The following is a 20,690-nucleotide window of genomic DNA, read 5'->3' on the forward strand; positions in this document are numbered from 1 at the left end:
TCGCCACAGGCAGGACCCCTCACCACAGGCAAGACCCCTCGCCACAGGCAGGCACCCCTCGCCATGTTTGATCGCTATCGCCGTTATTGCTTGCCCAGCGCAAAGTTGGGCAATGCTCCCACCGGCTGCTTGAACTGGTACGGAATCGACACCAGCCCCATCCCGGTGTTGCGCTGAACCACGAAGTGCAAGTGCGGCCCGCTGCTGTTGCCGGTATTGCCCGATAACGCCAGCGCGCTGCCCACCTCGACTCGTTGACCTTCACGGACACTGACCGAACCTTTCTTCAGGTGCAGGTACACGCCCATCGTCCCGTCACTGTGCAGCACCCGCACGAAATTGCCCGATGGATTGCTGCCGCGCCCGGTCTGGCTGTTCTCGACCTTCACCACGACCCCGGCGCGCGCGGCAATGATCGGCGTGCCTTCAGGCATGGCGATGTCCATTGCGTAACGATTCTTAGGTCCATAGTGGCTGTATTGGCCGTTAGCGCCCTGACTTATGCGAAACGGTCCGCCACGCCAAGGCAAGGGGTATCGATAGCCTGTGGCGATCCCAGAGGGGTCACCCAGCGAAAATCTCAACCTGGGGGTGTATGCGATTGGCCTTCCGGCCTTGGTCGCGGTGAGCTGTGCCAGACGAACACTGGTGCGCAGCGGTATCACTCGTCGAATCGGCCGGCCCGGCGCGCCGCTGACGTTCTTCAACCCGGAAAATCCCAGTTCGATTTCGACCGGCGCATACAGGTCATTGCGCACGTACACAGTGTCAACGCCGTCCTTCTTCATCACCACGTAATACACCTGGCGCTCCAGGCGTTCGTCCATACGATCGCGCAACGTAAACACCTTGGAGCCTTTCGTGGGGCGGTCGCTATAGGAGACCACGCCATTGGCGTCGGTGGACTTGTAGATCGTCAAGGCCAAAGCCGGGGCGGCGGCCATGAGCAGACCACATAGAAGCAGCAGGCGCGCGAGCATGGGCGGGATTCTGTCGAGTAAGGCTTGGGACCAAGCCTAGCAGTCGCAATTGACCTGCGTAGTCGGCAGATGTTTCAAAATGGGCAGCCTGGTAAATGTGCGGTGAATTCATTAACCCCATCGCGAACAAGCCCGCTCCCACAATTGAAATGCATTCCAATGTGGGAGCGGGCTTGCTCGCGATGGCATACGGGCAGGCGGCGAAGGTTACGCACCCGGAATAAATTGCTTCTGCGCCGTACCACGGGCGATCAACCGCGAGATGTAATCGAGCTTCTGCGTATCCTGGTCGACAAAACGGAAAGTCAGTTGCAACCACTCGCTGTCGGGCTTTTGTTCGTGGGCCACGACCGCGTGCAGGTAGCCGTTGAGGCGGGCAACTTCGGCGTTATCCCCCTGCTCCAGGTCGAGCACGGCGCTATCAAGAATCTGCGGCAGAGCCTCGGTACGTTTCACCACCAACAGCGCTTCCTTGAGGCTCAAGGCCTTGATTACGCATTGCTGGATGCCGTTCGGCAAGCGCAATTGGCCCTGGCCGCGGCCACTGGCGATTGCAGCCGATGACGAGGCCGCAGGGACTTTGAGCGGCGGGCTGTTCAGCAGGCCTCGGGAGGGATTGGCAGCAGGGCTGGAAGTTGCTGCGCTCACGGCAGGCTTGCCGCTGGTCAACGCGTTCAGAGAGTCATTGCCGTACGGCGAGCTCACTTTACTCGGCGCACTGCTGACCAAGGCGTCGAGCTTGCCCACCTTATGCAACGCCTGTTTGACCTTGTTGACCAGTTGCTCGTTGGTAAATGGCTTGCTGACGTAGCCGGAAACGCCGGCCTGAATCGCCTGGACAACGTTTTCCTTGTCTCCACGGCTGGTCACCATCACGAAGGGCATGGCCTTGAGACCCTCCTGCTCGCGGCACCAGGTCAGGAGTTCCAGACCGGACATTTCCGGCATTTCCCAGTCGCACAGAACCAGATCGAAGGCTTCCTTTACCAGCATGGCCTGGGCCTTTCTGCCATTGATCGCGTCTTCGATGCGCATGCCCGGGAAATGGTTACGCAGGCACTTCTTCACCAGGTCACGAATGAACGAAGCGTCGTCCACGACCAACACACTGACCTTACTCATCCATCACCCCTTAAAAAAGTCCCGGCAAGCATACCGTCTTGCTGATGGCATATTGCCAATAACGCTCAGTCACGCCGGACTTTTCGTTCGCGGGTGCTGCCTTTGGAATTCGTGGGCCGCAAACAAAAACGCCCGGCCAACAGGCCGGGCGTGTTCATTGGGCAATCTTACTTATCGTCAGATTTGCCCGGAACATTAGCGGTTTCCCCGCCGGTTCCTTCAACTTCTTCTTTCATGCGTTTAAGACCCAGGTGACGCACGTCGGTGCCGCGCACCAGGTAAATCACCAGTTCCGAAATGTTGCGCGCGTGGTCGCCGATGCGCTCAAGCGAACGCAGCACCCAGATAATGCTCAAGACGCGCGAGATAGAGCGCGGGTCTTCCATCATGTAGGTGGCCAGCTCACGCAGGGCGGTCTTGTACTCGCGGTCGATGATCTTGTCGTACTGCGCCACCGACAACGCCAGATCGGCGTCGAAGCGGGCAAAAGCGTCCAGTGCGTCGCGGACCATGTTGCGCACCTGGTCGCCGATATGGCGCACCTCGACGTAACCGCGCGGCGCTTCACCTTCTTCGCACAACTGGATGGCGCGACGGGCGATCTTGGTCGCTTCGTCACCGATGCGCTCCAGGTCGATCACCGATTTGGAAATGCTGATGATCAGACGCAAGTCGGACGCGGCCGGCTGACGACGGGCCAGAATGCGCAGGCATTCTTCGTCGATGTTGCGTTCCATCTGGTTGATCTGGTCGTCGATCTCGCGAACCTGCTGGGCCAGGCCGGAATCGGCCTCGATCAGCGCGGTGACCGCGTCGTTGACCTGCTTCTCGACCAGCCCGCCCATGGCCAGGAGGTGGCTGCGCACTTCCTCCAGCTCGGCGTTGAACTGCGCGGAAATGTGGTGGGTAAGGCCTTCTTTACTAATCATGTTGGCGTCCTTGGAGCGTCCGGTAAGGTGCGGTGGACCGCAGCGTCAGTTCAATGAGCAACCACAGCTTTCCTAGCCGTAACGACCGGTGATGTAGTCTTCGGTCTGCTTCTTCGCCGGATTGGTGAACAGGGTATCGGTGTCGCCGAACTCCACCAGTTTGCCCATGTACATGAACGCGGTGTAGTCGGAAACCCGTGCCGCCTGTTGCATGTTGTGGGTCACGATGACGATGGTGAACTTGGATTTCAGTTCGTAGATCAGCTCTTCGACTTTCAACGTGGAGATCGGGTCGAGTGCCGAGCACGGTTCATCGAGCAACAGCACTTCCGGCTCCACGGCGATGGTGCGGGCGATCACCAGACGTTGCTGCTGACCACCGGACAGGCCCAGTGCCGACTCGTGCAGACGGTCTTTGACTTCGTCCCACAATGCCGCGCCTTTCAACGCCCATTCAACGGCTTCGTCGAGCACACGCTTCTTGTTGATGCCCTGGATGCGCAGGCCGTAGACCACGTTCTCGTAGATGGTTTTCGGGAACGGGTTCGGCTTCTGGAACACCATGCCGACACGGCGACGCAGTTCGGCCACATCTTCGCCCTTGCGGTAGATGTTGTTGCCGTACAGGTTGATCGCACCCTCTACGCGACAGCCGTCAACCAGGTCGTTCATGCGGTTGAAGGTCCGCAGCAGCGTGGACTTGCCGCAGCCGGAAGGGCCAATGAAGGCGGTCACGCGCTGTTTCGGGATGTTCATGCTGACGTCGAACAGCGCCTGTTTGTCGCCGTAGAACAGGCTCAGGCCCGGTACTTCGATGGCTACGGTTTCCTGCTCGAGGCTCAGGCTCTGCTTGTCGCGACCCAGGGCCGACATGTTGATGCCGTGGGTATGTGTTTCGTGCTGCATGGGAGGCTCCCTGTGCTAACAAATTCGGTTCAGTGAGCCGCAGGCCTTGCCTGCGGTTACGCAATTCTGTCTGTAGGAGCCGGCTTGCTGGCGATGGCATCACCGCGGTGAAACTGGCAGACCGAGTTGCCAGCATCGCCAGCAAGCCGGCTCCTACAGGGTTGTCAGCTATCCAGCGCCTTGTACTTCTCGCGCAGGTGGTTACGGATGTACACCGCCGACAGGTTCAATGTCGCGATCACCAGCACCAGCAGCAACGCCGTGGCGTACACCAGCGGTCGTGCCGCTTCGACGTTCGGGCTCTGGAAGCCGACGTCATAGATGTGGAAGCCCAGGTGCATGATTTTCTGATCCAGGTGCAAGTACGGGTAGTTGCCGTCCACCGGCAGCGACGGCGCCAGTTTCACCACACCCACCAGCATCAGCGGCGCCACTTCACCGGCGGCACGGGCCACGGCGAGGATCATGCCGGTCATCATTGCCGGGCTGGCCATCGGGATAACGATCTTCCACAAGGTTTCAGCCTTGGTCGCGCCGAGGGCCAACGAGCCTTCGCGCACGGTGCGCGGGATTCGCGCCAGGCCTTCTTCAGTGGCCACGATCACCACCGGCACCGCCAGCAGCGCCAGGGTCAGCGAAGCCCAGAGCAGACCCGGCGTACCGAAGGTCGGCGCCGGCAGCGCTTCCGGGAAGAACAAGCGGTCGACCGAACCACCCAACACGTAAACAAAGAAGCCCAGACCGAACACGCCGTATACGATCGCTGGAACGCCAGCCAGGTTGTTCACGGCAATCCGGATGATCCGGGTCAGGGTGTTCTGCTTGGCGTATTCACGCAGGTACACCGCCGCCAGCACGCCGAACGGCGTCACGATCATCGCCATGATCAGCGTCATCATCACGGTGCCGAAAATCGCCGGGAAGATCCCGCCTTCGGTGTTAGCTTCACGCGGGTCGTCCGACAGGAATTCCCAGATCTTGCTGAAGTAGAAACCGACCTTGGTGAACGTACTCATCGCGTTCGGCTGGTAGGCGTGAACCACTTTGCCCAGACCGATTTCGATCTCTTTGCCGTTGGCATCGCGAGCCGTCAAGGCATCGCGGTTGAACTGCGCATGCAGATCGGCCAGACGCGCTTCGATGTCCTGATAACGCGCATTCAGTTCGGCGCGCTCGGACTCCATGTCCGCTTGCGCGGTGGCGTCGAGATTGCCTTCGAGTTCCAGTTTGCGACCGTGCAGACGGATGCGCTCCAGCCCGGCGTTGATTGCACCGATGTCGGTTTTTTCCAGCGACTTCAGTTGCGCTGCGAGGCCGTTCACACGGTTGATCCGCGCTTGCAGCTCAGGCCATGCCGCTTCGCCCTCGGCGATGACCTTCCCGTCCTGTTTGACGTTGACCAGGTAGCCGTAGAAATTGCCCCACTCGCGACGCTCGATCGCCATCAGCTCCGGCGGGGTCGTCTGGTTAGTCAGCCACTCGCCGACGATCCAGCTGAAGTCGTTGCCGTTGAGGTCACGGTTGCCGACCTTGATCAGCTCGCGGGTCATGAACTCCGGGCCTTCGTCAGGCACCGGCAGGCCAGCGCTTTTCAAACGCGCGCGCGGTACTTCTTCTTTCTGCACCACCTCGCCAACGACCAGGTGATTGGCCTGGCCCGGCACGTTGTAGCTGGCGTGGATCAGATCCGCCGGCCAGAAGTGACCCAGGCCGCGCACGGCAATCACTGCCAGCAGGCCAATGGTCATGATGACCGCGATGGACACCGCGCCACCGCTGATCCAGACGCCCGGGGCGCCGCTCTTGAACCATCCTTTCAGGGAGTTCTGTTTCACAGACTTCTACCTTTGCTTAAAGCGACGAGTATTTCTTGCGCAGACGCTGACGAATCAGTTCTGCCAGGGTGTTCATGACGAAGGTGAACAACAGCAGCACCAGCGCCGAGAGGAACAGCACGCGGTAGTGGCTGCCGCCGACTTCCGACTCGGGCATTTCCACCGCAACGTTGGCAGCCAGGGTGCGCAGGCCTTCGAACAGGTTCATTTCCATGACCGGGGTGTTACCGGTGGCCATCAGCACGATCATGGTTTCACCGACCGCACGACCCATGCCGATCATCAACGCCGAGAAGATGCCCGGGCTGGCGGTGAGAATCACCACGCGGGTCATGGTCTGCCACGGCGTGGCACCCAAGGCCAGAGAGCCCAGGGTCAAACCGCGAGGCACGCTGAACACGGCGTCTTCAGCGATGGAGTAAATGTTCGGGATGACCGCGAAACCCATGGCCAGGCCGACTACCAGAGCGTTGCGCTGGTCGTAGGTGATCCCCAGGTCGTGGGAAATCCACATGCGCATGTCGCCGCCGAAGAACCAGTTCTCCATGAACGGGCTCATGTACAGCGACAGCCAGCCCACAAACAGGATCACCGGAATCAGCAGCGCACTTTCCCAGCCATCCGGAACTCTCAGGCGGATCGACTCAGGCAGACGGCTGAAGGTGAAGCCGGCGACCAGAATGCCGATCGGCAGCAACATCAACAGGCTGAAGATACCCGGCAAATGCCCTTCCACGTATGGCGCGAGGAACAGGCCGGCGAAGAAACCGAGGATCACCGTCGGCATCGCTTCCATCAGCTCGATCACCGGCTTGACCTTGCGGCGCATGCCCGGGGCCATGAAGTACGCGGTGTAGATCGCAGCAGCAACGGCCAGCGGCGCGGCCAGCAACATGGCGTAGAAAGCCGCTTTCAGGGTGCCGAAGGTCAGTGGCGAGAGGCTCAGTTTCGGTTCGAAATCGGTGTTGGCCGCAGTCGATTGCCAGACATATTTAGGCTCGTCGTAGTTCTCGTACCAGACCTTGCTCCACAGCGCGCTCCACGACACTTCCGGGTGCGGGTTGTCGAGCAGCAGCGGTTGCAGCTTGCCGCCGGCTTCGACGATCACGCGGTTGGCCCGCGGCGACAGACCGAAAACGCCTTGGGTTTCGGTTACCTGATCCACCAGCAGGGTGCGGTGGGCGGTGCTGTGGAACACGCCGAGCTTGCCGGAGGCGTCGAGGGCAAGGAAGCCCTTGCGGCGCTCTTCGGCGGTGATTTCAACGATCGGCGTGGTGCCCATCTGGAAGGTACGGATTTGCTTGAGGCGCTGTTCGCCATCCGGGTCGCGGGCCATGAACCACTGGGCCAGGCCACCCTTGGAGTCGCCGAGGATCAGCGAGATACCACCCACCAGTTGCGTACTGGCGGTGATTTGCGCTTCGCCATCTTCAAGCAGTTTGTAGCGACCGTTGAGGCTTTTGTCACGCAGGCTGAACACGTCGGCCTGGGCACGCCCGTTGATCACATACAGCCACTGCTGACGCGGGTCGACGAAGATGTTCTTCACCGGCTCGGTCATTTGCGGCAGATCGATACGCTTCTGCTCGTTGGTGATCTCGCCGGTCATCATGTTTTCTTCGCTGGTCAGCGACAAGACATTGAGTTGCGAACCGGTGGCGCCGACCAGCATCAGGGTCGAGTCGTTGGCGTTGAGGCTGACGTGCTCCAGGGCACCTCCGGCTTCGTTCAGCGCGATCGGCGCTTCGCCGTACGGGTACTCGATCGCCGGCGAAATGGTCTTCTTTCCATCCGGATAGCTGACTTTATAGGTGTGACGGAACACCAGTGCCTGACCGTTGGACAGGCCCACTGCCACCAGCGGCTGACCTGGCTGATCTTCACCCAGGGAGGTCACGGTGGCGCCGGCCGGGACAGGCAGATCGACGCGCTTGAGTTCGGCGCCACTGTCGATATCGAAGAACAGTGCCTGGCCCTTGTCCGAAACCCGCATGGCCACCTGGTTCTGCTCTTCCAGGGAGATCATCAGCGGCTTGCCGGCGTCTTGCATCCAGGCGGGCGTGATGGCGTCCTTGGCGGTCAGCTCGGCACCCTGGAACAGGGGCGCGACGACGTAGGCAAGGAAGAAGAAAATCAGGGTGATCGCGCCGAGCACGGCGAGGCCGCCAACGAGGACGTACCAGCGGGTCAGGCGATCTTTGAGCGCACGGATGCGGCGCTTGCGTTGCAGCTCAGGCGTATTGAAATCAATTCGCTTGGGGGGATTTGTAGTCATGTTGGAATTGGCCAGATCATTCATGCGCACACCCTAGCGATCCTGTATGACAGAAAGATGACAATGCAGTGACGCAACAAATCCGCTGCCAGCAGGGACTGGCAGTGGATAGAGAATTTGGGGGGTGTAGGAGCCGGCTTGCTGGCGAAAAATGGTACATCCGACGCATTTTCTGCGGATGGATGACCATCGCCAGCAAGCCGGCTCCTACCGAGCCCGGAGTAAATCCGGACTCAATTTGTTACTTTTTTGCGACTTCAGCGCCGCCTTCCTGCAGACCCAGGTCAGCCAGTGCTTTTGCAGCAACCTTGGCTGGCAACGGGATGTAGCCGTCTTTCACAACAACTTCCTGACCCTGTTTGGACAGAATCAGTTTCACGAACTCGGCTTCCAGCGGGGCCAGAGGCTTGTTCGGGGCTTTGTTGACGTAAACGTAGAGGAAGCGCGACAGCGGGTACTTGCCGTTCAGGGCGTTTTCTTCGGTGTCTTCGACGAAATCGGTGCTGCCTTTCTTGGCCAGAGCTACCGTTTTCACGCTTGCGGTCTTGTAGCCGATACCCGAGTAACCAACGCCGTTCAGCGAGGAGCTGATCGACTGCACGACCGAAGCCGAACCAGGTTGTTCGTTGACGTTTGGCTTGAAGTCGCCTTTGCACAAGGCTTCTTCTTTGAAGTAGCCGTAGGTGCCCGATACCGAGTTACGACCGAACAACTGAACCGGCTTGTTCGCCAGGTCGCCGGTCACACCCAGGTCGCCCCAGGTTTTCACGTCGGTTTTAGCACCGCACAGGCGAGTGGACGAGAAGATCGCGTCGACTTGCTCCATGGTCAGACCCTTGATCGGGTTGTCCTTGTGTACGAATACTGCCAGAGCATCCACGGCAACCGGGATAGCGGTTGGCTTGTAGCCATATTTGGTTTCGAAGGCTTGCAGCTCGTTGTCCTTCATCTTGCGGCTCATCGGGCCCAGGTTAGCGGTGCCTTCAGTCAGCGCAGGTGGCGCGGTCGAAGAACCGGCGGCCTGAATCTGGATGTTTACGTTCGGGTATTCTTTTTTGTAGTTCTCAGCCCAGAGGGTCATGAGGTTGGCCAAGGTATCGGAACCAACGCTGGACAGGTTGCCCGACACACCAGTGGTCTTGGTGTAGCTCGGGATAGCAGGGTCAACAGCGGCAACCGCGTTGGCAGTCGCAACGCCAGCAGCGACAAAAGTCATTGCCGCCATCAAACGCTTCAGTTTCATGCCTTACTCCTAGCAGATAGGGTGTGTTAAGTCGGGGCCAAGTATCAGCAGGCCGTGTGAACACTCTATGGCTGAAATATGACAATTGGATGAAAGGCCAGTATTTGGGTTTTGCAGGCATACCGCGTTATCGTTCTTCGCGAGCAAGCCCGCTCCCACATTTAACCGAGTTCCTCAGGAGAATTGCGGTCGCAGGTGGGAGCGGGCTTGCTCGCGAAGGCGAAAGTGAAGTCAATACATAATCGGGATCAACGCCCCTTCTTCCACAACCAGGCACCCACCACAATCCCGACCCCACACAGCACCGCCACATAATAAGCAGGCCCCATCGCACTCTCCTTGAGCAACAGGCTGACAATCATCGGTGTCAGGCCACCGAAGATGGCGTAAGCCACGTTGTAGGAGAACGACAGACCGCTGAAGCGCACGACCGGTGGAAAGGCCTTGACCATCACATAGGGTACCGCACCGATGGTGCCGACCAGCAGACCGGTCACGGCGTACATAGGGAAAAGCCAGTCGGGGTGATCGGCCAGGCTGTGGTAGAAGGTCCAGGAACTGGCCAGCAACGCCGCGCAGCCAAAGACAAAGACCCGCCCGGCGCCGAAGCGATCCGCTAGCGCACCCGCAACGACACAGCCGATACTCAGGAACACGATCGCTACACTGTTGGATTGCAAAGCCGTGGTCGGCGAGAAGTGGTAGACCGTCTGCAACACGGTTGGCGTCATCAGGATGAGCACCACAATAGCGGCGGACAGCAGCCAGGTCAGCAGCATCGAAATCGCGATGGCACCACGATGGTCACGCAGCACCGCGCGCAGCGGCACTTCTTCAGCCAGCGCCTTGCGTTGTTGCAACTCGGCGAACACCGGTGTTTCGTGCAGCCAGCGGCGCAGGTACACCGAGAACAGCCCAAACACCCCCCCGAGCAGGAACGGAATACGCCAGGCGTAATCCGCCACTTCCACAGGGGTATAAATGCTGTTGATTGCCGTGGCGACCAGTGAACCGAGGAGGATGCCCGCCGTCAGACCGCTGGTGAGGGTGCCGCAGGCATAACCGATGTGCCGTTGCGGGACGTGCTCGGAAACGAAGACCCAGGCGCCCGGCACTTCACCACCAATCGCCGCGCCCTGAATCACTCGCATCAACAGCAACAGGATTGGCGCCCACATACCGATCTGCGCATAGGTCGGCAGCAGGCCCATGATCAGGGTCGGCACAGCCATCATGAAAATGCTCAGGGTGAACATCTTCTTGCGGCCCAGCAGGTCGCCGAAGTGTGCCATCACGATCCCGCCCAGCGGCCGCGCCAGGTAGCCGGCGGCGAATATGCCGAAGGTCTGCATCAGGCGCAGCCATTCGGGCATGTCGGCCGGGAAGAACAGCTTGCCCACTACCGTGGCGAAGAATACGAAGATGATGAAATCGTAAAACTCCAGCGCACCACCCAGGGCGGACAACGACAGAGTCTTGTAGTCACTGCGGGTCAATGGACGGGCGGGTTGGTCTGGCTGCGCGATGCTCGAGGGCGCTGTGGTCATGGCAAGGGCTTCTCTTATAGTCGAATCTGCTACCTCAACAACGCTGGCTGAGGCTTGGGCAGGTCCGGCACCATAGCAAATTGTTCGAAAAAGCACATAGAGGCGCGTTTTTGACAGTCAAAATGAGAACCGGACGGTCGTCTCGGAGTCTACCGACCGATATACTCGTGTTCTTGCAACAGATTGAAAGGGTTGCTGTGCGAAAGCGCCTGCCGGGTTGTAGGCGATTTCGCAGAGTTTCCCTTTAGTTGCCTTACGAAAAACGTGACGAACGTAGTATGTTCGGTGCTGAATCGTTTTTCCCGAAGACGGCTACCACCAGCAGTACCAACGAAGAGTCACGGGTCAGAGGCACCCCCGGAATGATAGAGCTCGAACAAGAAGATCCAATCCCGCAAGGCGACCTGGCCCTGCAAATCACCGCGCTCCCCCGCGAAACCAACGGCTTCGGCGATATTTTCGGCGGCTGGCTGGTAGCGCAAATGGATCTGGCAGGCACCGCAATGGCCAGCAAGGTCGCCGGCGGACGCGTGGCCACCGTGGCGATCGATCGCATGGCGTTCCTGGTTCCGGTGGCGGTAGGTGCTCAGCTCTCCTTCTATACCCAGGCACTGGAAATCGGCCGCAGCTCGATCAAGATGATGGTCGAAGTCTGGAGCGACGATCCGCTGTCCAGCGAATGGCGTAAAGTGACGGAAGCGGTTTTTGTGTTCGTTGCCATTGATGGCAGTGGTCGTACCCGTTCGGTTCCGCCCAGGGCTCGTTAATCCGGACAGCGTAAACCTGACGAGCATTTTGCGGTCCATAGCCGTCCTTGTTCCTGATTGAGAGCTGTCCCATGAGTACGCCCAACGTTGAAGCCGTAAAACTGGATGAACTGAACTGCTGGCGAATCCGCCATGGTCAGGCCGAATTACTGGTGGCCCAGCAAGGCGCGCACATCCTCAGTTATCAACTGGTCGGCCAACCGCCACTGATCTGGCTTAACGACGAGGCCGTGTTCAAGACCGGCCAGAACATCCGCGCCGGTGTACCGGTGTGCTGGCCGTGGTTCGGCAACTTTGCTCGCAACCCGCAGAGCGTCCAGGCCATGCGTATCAGTGATCAAGCGCCGACGGCTCATGGGCTGGTTCGGGCCATGGACTGGGAATTGGGTGGCATAGAAGCCGAAGGCGACAGCCTGAAGATCGAGTTCCTCCTGCCCTACCCCGAAGGCGGACTGCCGGGCTGGCCACATCAGGTGGGCCTGAAGCTGGCTATTCGTCTCGATGAGCAATTGCACATCAGCCTGACCAGCCACAACCAGAGCGCTGAAACCGTCAGCATCAGCCAGGCGCTGCACAGTTATTTCGCGGTCAGCGATGTTCGCCAAGTGCATGTCGAAGGGGTGGATGGCTTGAGTTACATCGAAACCCTGGATGACTGGAAAACCGTGACGCAGACCGGCGACCTGAATTTCAGTGGCGAGACCGACCGAATCTACCTCGACGCTCCAGAAAAACTCAGCATCGTCGACCCGGCCTGGGAGCGACGCATCGAACTCACCAGCAGCGGTTCGCGCACAGCGGTGATCTGGAACCCATGGATCGATCGCGCCGCCGCTTTCAGTGACATGGCCGACGATGGCTGGCAGCGCATGCTGTGCATCGAAACGGCGAATGTGATGGGCGACGTGGTGAACCTGGCCCCGGGCGCCAGTCATACATTGGGCGTCAGTATCGGCAGCAAATCGCTCTAGGCAACTCTAAAAATCAATGTGGGAGCGGGCTTGCTCGCGAAAGGGCCATCACATTCAACATCCAGTTGACTGTTAACCTGCTTTCGCGAGCAAGCCCGCTCCCACATTTGGATCTCTTATAAATCCGACTCTTTCACAACCCGCACTTTCGCCGCATCCAGCGCATACGCCGCATCAGCCAGGTCATTGCTGACCTTCTCGATCTTCAACGTTCCGGTCACCCATAGCGGCGTGTAGATATCGTTCAGCTTCAGGCCTTTGGGGTAGCGCACCAGTACCAGTTGATTGGGCGGCGGAGGCGGCACGTGAATGCAGGCACCGGGGTACGGCACGAGGAAAAACAGCGTGCTGTTGCCCTTGGCATCGGACTCCAGCGGCACGGGATAACCGCCGATACGAATGTTCTTGTCGTTCATCGACGGCACGGTTTTGCTCGAGTACATCACCGCCGGTAAACCCTTGCTCTGTTTCATGCCACCTTTTTCGGTAAAGGTGCCATTGGCCTCGGGGGTGTCGTGGTCGATTTCGGGCATGGCCTCGAGGGCTTTCTGGTCCGACTTGGGCATCAGTTCGAGCCAATCGGTTTCCGGCAGGTCGCCGGCGTGGGCAAGGCCCGTACCCAGAAACAGAAGAGTAATCAGAAGACGGCGCATGAAGGGGCTCGGAAAGTGGAAGAACAGAAAACGCCGAGCATTCTAGCCCTCCTGGCTGCCTTGCCGGAGAGGGCTTTGTCGCCTGGATCAGTTCTTTTTGATGAGTCCGTACACCACCAGCAGCACCACGGCGCCCACCAGCGCACCGATGAAGCCTGCGCCCTGGCCAGCCGAATAAATACCCAGTGCCTGGCCGCCGTAAGTAGCCGCCAGCGAACCGCCGATACCGAGCAAAATGGTCATGATCCAGCCCATGCTGTCATCGCCTGGTTTCAGGAACCGTGCCAGCAGGCCAACAATCAAGCCGATAAAGATGGTTCCGATAATTCCCATGGCATTCCCCTCTTAATGAAGTCGCTACTCAAAAGCCTAGTCAGGCTTTCGTAACCTGCCATGAGAGAACGGTGTACCCGGAAGGTTCCACCGCTGCACATAAAAACTATTCGGCGATCAGTGCTTCCACCTTGAGGATCTGGGCTGCCAGTGTCTCTCGGTCCGCACAACGCAGGTTGGCGTGACCCACCTTGCGACCGGCCTTGAAGGCCTTGTCGTAGTGATGCAAATGGCAGTCGGCAATCGCCAGGACTTTTTCCGTGTCCGGCACTTTACCGATGAAGTTGAGCATCGCGCTTTCACCGACTTTTGCTGTCGAACCCAGTGGCAGACCGGCAACCGCCCGCAGGTGGTTTTCGAACTGGCTGCACTCGGCGCCTTCGGTGGTCCAGTGCCCGGAGTTGTGCACTCGCGGGGCGATTTCGTTGGCCTTGAGGCCACCGTCGACTTCAAAGAACTCGAACGCCATCACGCCGACATAATCCAGCTGCTTGAGCACGCGACTGGAGTAGTCCTCGGCCAGGGCTTGCAGCGGGTGGTCGGTGCTGGCCACGGACAGCTTGAGGATGCCGCTGTCGTGGGTGTTGTGCACCAGCGGATAGAAGCGGGTTTCGCCGTCGCGGGCACGTACGGCGATCAGCGAAACTTCGCCGGTGAAGGGTACAAAGCCTTCCAGCAGACAGGCCACGCTGCCCAGTTCGGCGAAGGTGCCGATCACGTCTTCAGGGGTGCGCAGAACCTTCTGGCCCTTGCCGTCGTAACCCAGGGTCCGGGTCTTCAGCACAGCCGGCAGACCAATGGATGCCACCGCGGCGTCCAGATCGGCCTGGGACTGGATGTCGGCAAACGCCGGGGTTGGAATCCCCAGGTCCTTGAACATGCTCTTCTCGAACCAGCGATCCCGGGCGATGCGCAGGGCTTCGGCACTCGGGTAGACCGGGACGAACTGCGAGAGGAACGCCACGGTTTCTGCCGGAACGCTTTCGAACTCGAACGTTACCAGATCGACTTCATCGGCCAGCTGGCGCAGATGGTCCTGATCGCCGTAATCGGCTCGCAGGTGCTCGCCCAACGCGGCTGCGCAAGCATCCGGCGCCGGGTCCAGGAAAGCGAATTTCATACCCAGCGGAGTACCCGCCAGCGCCAACATGCGACCCAACTGGCCGCCACCGATTACACCGATCTTCATCGTCAACAACCTCAGGCGATGCGTGGGTCTGGATTGTCCAGGACGCTGTCTGTCTGCTCAGCACGGAAGGTTTTCAGCACCTCATGGAACTGCGGGTGCTTGGCGCCCAGGATGCTCGCCGACAACAGTGCTGCGTTGATTGCACCGGCCTTGCCGATGGCCAGGGTGGCAACCGGAATGCCCGCCGGCATCTGTACGATAGAGAGCAGCGAGTCGACGCCCGAGAGCATCGCCGACTGTACCGGTACGCCCAGTACCGGCAAGTGGGTCTTGGCCGCACACATGCCAGGCAAGTGGGCTGCGCCACCGGCACCAGCGATGATCACCTCGATGCCTCGCGCTTCGGCCTCTTCGGCGTACTGGAACAGCAGGTCCGGGGTGCGGTGGGCAGAAACCACTTTCACCTCGTAAGGGATGCCGAGCTTTTCCAGCATATCGGCGGTGTGGCTAAGGGTGGACCAATCGGACTTGGAGCCCATGATCACGCCAACCAGTGCACTCATCGTCGTGCCTCTTCTCTCTGGGCGCCCGCAGGCGCGTCAAAAACAACAAGCCACGCAGAATGCGTGGCTTGATTGTACGAAAAATGGCCGGTCGTAACCGGCCGAAGGCCGCGCAGTATACCTCAATGAAGCAGATAAACAGCCCCCAGTGCGACCATCTGTCATTTGCCGCAAGCCGGTGAATTTATTGACTCGCAGGTCAGCCGAAATAGCCCAACCCTAGAGGGCAATTCAATTACTCGAATGCGCGATTCTCTACACCAATCAATTCTTTGAAAGTTGAATCTGCATAGGGCTTCGACGTCATGCAACAGCAGGAAATATACCTGGAGTCGCGAAACCAATACGTCTTGGTTAGTTTGACTATCGCTGAGGACCATTAATGTTTTTCAGCCCCGATATTCCAATAGCTATTTATTTTAGCCTTACTCAAGAAGTAATTCAGAAAGGAATCAAGGATGACTTCGACACCGCAGACAAAAAACGCCATTACCATTTTCGCCATCGTTCATGATGACGTTCCGAAATCAACGAGCGAAACGATTTATGCCGACTACTTCCAACCTCTCGTAAGCGAGCTGGAAAGCTTCACCGAGCGAAAAGTCCACGTCGTTTTCAGCGGCGGCAAGCCTTACAGCAACTTCGATTACAAAGGCAAAGATACAACGAAGACCCTGCGGCGCTGGGAAACTCTGGGTCATGAATATCTGGTTGAAATGAGAAAAGAGGGTTTTGATACAGATCTTTTGACCAAAGTAATTTTGGTTACAAATGATATGTTGAATGCTAGAGAAGCAGGAGTCGCACTTGTTTGGGCCCCAACCAACGCCGGAACATTTGCCATCGCATCACTGGCCTCTTATTCGACGGTAGGCCATGAAATTGGTCACTTACTGGGAGCCAAACATGAGGACTCGCAAGTTCAGTACAACGGCTGGTGGGCCGAAACCTATATGATCCCAGAGCGAGACATTATCAGATCCAATGCCTACGCCTTCAGCCCCGCCAACCGACAAAACATCAAGAACTACCTGGCCAAGAAAGATTGACGTCATCGCTCCCATTAACGACAGGAGCAAAGTAAACGCTTCTGCCGATACCGGCCTAAACGCTGGCGCTTGCCGCGCCGCCTTCAAGCTTGCGCCACAACAACCGGACATTGGCCTTGCGCACCAGCGCACAGCGATACAGGCGAATCTCCAGCGGCACATGCCATTGCGGCCCGCCACAGACCACCAACTCACCGCGCGCCAGTTCGGCGCGCACACTCAATTGCGGCACCCAGGCGATACCCAACCCTTCCAGGGCCATGCTTTTCAGGCTGTCAGCCATGGCGGTTTCGTAGACAGTAGTGAAACGCAACGCCCGTTGACGCAACAGCATGTTCACCGAACGACCAAGAAAAGCCCCGGCGCTATAGGCCAGGAGTGGCACGCTGCCCTCGCCTTCCAGATCGAACAGCGGCTGGCCCTGCGCGTCCGCCGCGCAGACTGGCAACATCTCGGTATGGCCAAGGTGCAGCGACGGGAAGATTTCCGGGTCCATCTGCAGCGCCGCGTCCGGGTCGTAGAACGCCAGCATCAGATCGCAGCCGCCTTCGCGCAATGCATGCACGGCGTCACCGACGTTGGTCGCCACCAGGCGTGTGGCGATGTTCAAGCCTTCGTTGCGCAATTGGGCGATCCAGCGCGGGAAAAAACCCAGCGCCAATGAGTGTGCGGCAGCGACCTGCATCACCTCGCCCTGCCCACCCTCCAGATGATGGAGATGGCGCAGCACTTCACCCAACTGTTCGACCACGGTGCGCGCGGTAACCAGAAACAATTGACCCGCCGCGGTCAGCTCCACCGGCGTGCGCGAGCGGTTGACCAGTGTCAGCCCCAGTGCGGCTTCAAGGCTGCGAATTCGCCGACTGAACGCCGGCTGGGTCACGAAGCGCCGCTCGGCTGCCTGGGAGAAGCTGCGGGTGGCGGCCAGGGCACTAAAGTCCTCCAGCCATTTGCTTTCCAGATTCATCACGCCCTCCCGGGTACGCACCAATTTAGGTCACACGTTCGCCGTCAACACGGCGTCACACGGACATTATGCCGAATGTGCATAGGCTAGTGTTTAACAGCATTGGCCCAAAATTCTGCACAAGCCTAGCATTCACAGCGTTCCGGCACAGACCGGGTCCATATTGAGATGATTTCTATCATGTCCTCCGCTGCATCATTCCGCACAGAAAATGACCTGCTTGGCGCACTCGAAGTACCTGCGCAAGCGTATTACGGTATCCAGACCCTGCGAGCGGTGAATAACTTCCGCCTCTCGGGCGTTCCGATCTCGCACTACCCGAAACTGGTTGTCGGTCTGGCCATGGTTAAACAGGCCGCCGCTGACGCCAACCGTGAGCTGGGTCACCTGAGCGAAGCCAAGCACGCTGCCATCAGCGAAGCCTGTGCACGTCTGATCCGCGGCGACTTCCACGAAGAATTCGTGGTGGACATGATTCAAGGCGGCGCTGGCACTTCGACCAACATGAATGCCAACGAAGTGATCGCCAACATCGCACTGGAGACCATGGGTCACCAGAAAGGCGAGTACCAGTACCTGCACCCGAACGATGACGTGAACATGGCGCAGTCGACCAACGACGCCTACCCGACGGCCATCCGCCTGGGTCTGCTGTTGGGTCACGACACCCTGCTCGCCAGCCTCGACAGCCTGATTCAGGCGTTCGCGGCCAAGGGTAAAGAATTCGATCACGTCCTGAAAATGGGCCGTACCCAACTGCAAGATGCCGTGCCGATGACCCTCGGTCAGGAATTCCGTGCCTTCGCCACCACCATGGGCGAAGACCTGGCCCGTCTGAAGACGCTGGCCCCGGAACTGCTGACTGAAGTGAACCTGGGCGGCACCGCGATCGGTACCGGCATCAACGCCGACCCGCGTTATCAGGCGCTGGCGGTACAGCGTCTGGCGCTGATCAGCGGTCAACCGCTGGTGCCAGCGGCCGACCTGATCGAAGCCACCTCCGACATGGGCGCCTTCGTGCTGTTCTCCGGGATGCTCAAGCGCACTGCAGTCAAGCTGTCGAAGATCTGCAACGACTTGCGCCTGCTGTCCAGCGGCCCACGCACCGGCATCAACGAAATCAACCTGCCAGCGCGTCAGCCAGGTAGCTCGATCATGCCCGGCAAGGTCAACCCGGTTATCCCGGAAGCCGTGAACCAGGTTGCATTCCAGGTCATCGGTAACGACCTGGCGCTGACCATGGCGGCCGAAGGCGGCCAGCTGCAACTGAACGTGATGGAGCCGCTGATCGCTTTCAAGATCTTCGACTCGATCCGCCTGCTGCAACGCGCCATGGACATGCTGCGCGAGCACTGCATCGTCGGCATCACCGCCAACGAAGCCCGCTGCCGTGAACTGGTCGAGCACTCGATCGGCCTGGTCACCGCACTGAACCCATACATCGGCTACAAAAATGCCACCCGTATCGCCGGTATCGCCCTTGAAAGCGGCCGCGGCGTACTGGAACTGGTGCGCGAAGAAGGTCTGCTCGACGAAGCCATGCTCGCCGACATCCTGCGCCCGGAAAACATGATTGCTCCGCGTCTGGTGCCCCTGAAGGCATAACCTGACACGTTACTTGTAGCACCGCTCACCAGGTCGAGGGACTAGACACCTCTCACCTTTTGAGGGCCTGGAGATCGCTCTGCAGGCCCTTTTTTTTGATTTTTTTCTGCAAGCAAAACCTGACGCACCACAATAGGGCAGACGAACGGTACGCTCATCGGTATAGTGCCGCCCCTCTTCGCGTGAGCGGTCGGCGGTAGCGAGACCAGTCACATGCGAAACCCGAACTAATAACAAACCCGCGATATGAAGCCGGGACGAACATCGACCCGCCGTTTGCGCCGAGCGCAAGCGGAAGTAACTCGATGTGTCTGTCCGGCCAACATTGCCTACACAAAAAACAGCGAGGAATACTCCATGCTCGAAGTCATCAACGACTTCCTCTCAGGGAAAGTACTGATCGTGCTCATTGTCGGGCTCGGTAGCTACTTCACGATCCGCTCGCGTTTCGTTCAACTGCGTCACTTCTTCCACATGTTCACGGTTTTCGGCGACAGCCTCAAAAGCAGCGCCGGGCAACTCAGTTCGTTCCAGGCCTTGATGCTCAGCCTGGCCGGCCGAGTTGGAGCGGGTAACATCGCCGGTGTCGGCATCGCCGTAACCCTCGGCGGCCCCGGTGCAGTGTTCTGGATGTGGGTAACCGCGCTGGTCGGCATGTCCAGCAGCTTCTTCGAATGCTCCCTCGGCCAGCTCTACAAGCGCTGTGATTCCGAAGGCCAGTTCCGTGGCGGCCCGTCCTATTACATCCAGCACGGCCTGCAAAAACGCTGGCTGGGCATGGTCATGGCGTTCCTCCTGCTGGTGACCTTCGGCTTCGCCTTCAACGGCTTGCAAGCCCATGCCGTGACCCATTCGCTGAACAATGCATTCGGCTTCGACACCACTTGGACCGGCATCGGTCTGGCTGCACTGCTGGGCCTGGTGTTCATCGGCGGGATCAAACGCATCGCCAAGGTCGCCGACCTGCTGGTGCCGGTGAAAACACTGGCGTATATCGGCGTGACCATCTACGTGATCGTGCTGCAATTCGACCAGGTGCCGGGCATGCTGATGACCATTGTCAAAAGCGCGTTCGGTCTGGACCAAGCCTTCGGCGGCCTGATCGGCACTGCAATCGTCATGGGCGTGAAGCGCGGCGTGTTCGCCAACGAAGCCGGTCTCGGCAGTGCGCCAAACGTGGCCGCCGTCGCGTCGGTCGAGCATCCGGTAGCCCAAGGTGTGGTGCAGGCGTTCAGCGTGTTCCTCGACACCTTCGTGATCTGCACCTGCACCGCGCTGCTGATCCTGCTGTCGGGCTTCTACACCCCAGGCTTCGAAGGTGACGGCATCGCGCTGACCCAGAACTCCCTGGCCGCCGTGGTCGGTGACTGGGGCCGGATGTTCATTTCCGTGGCGCTGGCATTGTTCGTGTTCACCTCGATCCTCTACAACTACTACCTGGGCGAGAGCAACCTGCGCTTTATGATCGGTGAAAACCGCAAGGCATTGATGGGTTACCGTGCGCTGGTACTGATGCTGATCTTCTGGGGTGCCATCGAAAACCTCGGTACCGTGTTCGCCTTTGCCGACATCACCATGACCATGCTCGCGTTCGTCAACCTGATCGCCCTGTTCCTGCTGTTCAAGGTCGGTATGCGCATCCTGCGTGACTACGATGACCAGCGCGCTGCCGGGATCAAGACGCCGGTGTTCGATTCGAGCAAATTCCCCGATCTGGATCTCGATCGCCAGGCATGGCCGGCCAATCCGCCTGCCGCTGCTCAAGCTCAGGCCGAGCAACAAGGCGTGACCGCAGCGCAACGCTGATCGGTTAAAG

At 59.2% G+C, this 20,690-nt stretch carries 18 protein-coding genes; 5 read left to right on the forward strand and 13 right to left on the reverse strand.

What is annotated here, in order from left to right; genetic code table 11:
- Positions 1–83: 83 nt before the first annotated feature.
- The 8 genes from ASE98_RS04680 to ASE98_RS04715 form a co-directional block, all read right to left on the reverse strand.
- Positions 84–980 (reverse strand): peptidoglycan DD-metalloendopeptidase family protein, encoded by an 897-nt coding sequence (locus ASE98_RS04680; RefSeq protein WP_060540207.1) that lies wholly within the window; start codon positions 978–980, stop codon positions 84–86.
- 207 nt (positions 981–1,187) lie between these two features.
- Positions 1,188–2,102, reverse strand: a complete 915-nt coding sequence (locus tag ASE98_RS04685) for a response regulator (RefSeq protein ID WP_060540208.1) — start codon at positions 2,100–2,102, stop codon at positions 1,188–1,190.
- Positions 2,103–2,269: 167 nt separating this feature from the next.
- Positions 2,270–3,031, reverse strand: coding sequence for a phosphate signaling complex protein PhoU (gene phoU / locus ASE98_RS04690; RefSeq protein ID WP_060540209.1), 762 nt, complete (start codon positions 3,029–3,031; stop codon positions 2,270–2,272).
- Positions 3,032–3,103: 72 nt separating this feature from the next.
- Complete coding sequence (gene pstB / locus ASE98_RS04695) at positions 3,104–3,937, reverse strand: phosphate ABC transporter ATP-binding protein PstB (protein ID WP_060540210.1); 834 nt, start codon at positions 3,935–3,937, stop codon at positions 3,104–3,106.
- A 164-nt stretch (positions 3,938–4,101) separates the two neighbouring features.
- Positions 4,102–5,772, reverse strand: coding sequence for a phosphate ABC transporter permease PstA (pstA, locus tag ASE98_RS04700; RefSeq protein WP_060540211.1), 1,671 nt, complete (start codon positions 5,770–5,772; stop codon positions 4,102–4,104).
- 16 nt (positions 5,773–5,788) lie between these two features.
- On the reverse strand, positions 5,789–8,071 hold the full coding sequence (locus ASE98_RS04705) for an ABC transporter permease subunit (protein ID WP_060540212.1): 2,283 nt from the start codon (positions 8,069–8,071) through the stop codon (positions 5,789–5,791).
- A 217-nt stretch (positions 8,072–8,288) separates the two neighbouring features.
- Positions 8,289–9,290, reverse strand: coding sequence for a phosphate ABC transporter substrate-binding protein PstS (locus tag ASE98_RS04710; RefSeq protein WP_060540213.1), 1,002 nt, complete (start codon positions 9,288–9,290; stop codon positions 8,289–8,291).
- Between the two features lie 248 nt (positions 9,291–9,538).
- Entirely contained in the window at positions 9,539–10,837 is a 1,299-nt protein-coding gene (locus tag ASE98_RS04715; RefSeq protein ID WP_060540214.1) for an MFS transporter, read from the reverse strand.
- Positions 10,838–11,199: 362 nt separating this feature from the next.
- On the opposite strand from ASE98_RS04715, the gene ASE98_RS04720 reads away from it, so the two are divergent.
- Together ASE98_RS04720 and ASE98_RS04725 are read left to right on the forward strand one after the other, a co-directional pair.
- Positions 11,200–11,604: an acyl-CoA thioesterase gene (locus tag ASE98_RS04720; protein WP_007942704.1), complete on the forward strand. Its 405-nt coding sequence runs from the start codon at positions 11,200–11,202 to the stop codon at positions 11,602–11,604.
- 71 nt (positions 11,605–11,675) lie between these two features.
- Positions 11,676–12,575, forward strand: a complete 900-nt coding sequence (locus ASE98_RS04725) for a D-hexose-6-phosphate mutarotase (RefSeq protein WP_060540215.1) — start codon at positions 11,676–11,678, stop codon at positions 12,573–12,575.
- Positions 12,576–12,691: 116 nt separating this feature from the next.
- Here the strand turns inward: ASE98_RS04725 and ASE98_RS04730 are convergent, their stop codons facing one another.
- The 4 genes from ASE98_RS04730 to purE form a co-directional block, all read right to left on the reverse strand.
- Entirely contained in the window at positions 12,692–13,228 is a 537-nt protein-coding gene (locus tag ASE98_RS04730; RefSeq protein ID WP_060540216.1) for a DUF3299 domain-containing protein, read from the reverse strand.
- Between the two features lie 87 nt (positions 13,229–13,315).
- Positions 13,316–13,561, reverse strand: coding sequence for a GlsB/YeaQ/YmgE family stress response membrane protein (locus ASE98_RS04735; RefSeq protein WP_060540217.1), 246 nt, complete (start codon positions 13,559–13,561; stop codon positions 13,316–13,318).
- Between the two features lie 106 nt (positions 13,562–13,667).
- Entirely contained in the window at positions 13,668–14,750 is a 1,083-nt protein-coding gene (locus ASE98_RS04740; protein WP_060540218.1) for a 5-(carboxyamino)imidazole ribonucleotide synthase, read from the reverse strand.
- An 11-nt stretch (positions 14,751–14,761) separates the two neighbouring features.
- A complete protein-coding gene (gene purE / locus ASE98_RS04745; RefSeq protein WP_008030713.1) occupies positions 14,762–15,253 on the reverse strand; it encodes a 5-(carboxyamino)imidazole ribonucleotide mutase in 492 nt (163 codons plus the stop codon).
- Positions 15,254–15,711: 458 nt separating this feature from the next.
- Between purE and ASE98_RS04750 the strand changes: the two genes are divergently transcribed.
- Positions 15,712–16,302: a reprolysin-like metallopeptidase gene (locus tag ASE98_RS04750; RefSeq protein WP_060540219.1), complete on the forward strand. Its 591-nt coding sequence runs from the start codon at positions 15,712–15,714 to the stop codon at positions 16,300–16,302.
- 55 nt (positions 16,303–16,357) lie between these two features.
- Here the strand turns inward: ASE98_RS04750 and ASE98_RS04755 are convergent, their stop codons facing one another.
- On the reverse strand, positions 16,358–17,269 hold the full coding sequence (locus ASE98_RS04755; RefSeq protein WP_060540220.1) for a LysR substrate-binding domain-containing protein: 912 nt from the start codon (positions 17,267–17,269) through the stop codon (positions 16,358–16,360).
- A gap of 180 nt (positions 17,270–17,449) precedes the next feature.
- Between ASE98_RS04755 and aspA the strand changes: the two genes are divergently transcribed.
- A complete protein-coding gene (gene aspA / locus ASE98_RS04760) occupies positions 17,450–18,874 on the forward strand; it encodes an aspartate ammonia-lyase (RefSeq protein WP_060540221.1) in 1,425 nt (474 codons plus the stop codon).
- A 357-nt stretch (positions 18,875–19,231) separates the two neighbouring features.
- Positions 19,232–20,680: an alanine/glycine:cation symporter family protein gene (locus ASE98_RS04765; RefSeq protein WP_060540222.1), complete on the forward strand. Its 1,449-nt coding sequence runs from the start codon at positions 19,232–19,234 to the stop codon at positions 20,678–20,680.
- Positions 20,681–20,690 lie beyond the last annotated feature (10 nt).

Origin of the sequence: Pseudomonas sp. Leaf48 (assembly GCF_001421885.1) — a bacterium.
Lineage (GTDB): Bacteria > Pseudomonadota > Gammaproteobacteria > Pseudomonadales > Pseudomonadaceae > Aquipseudomonas.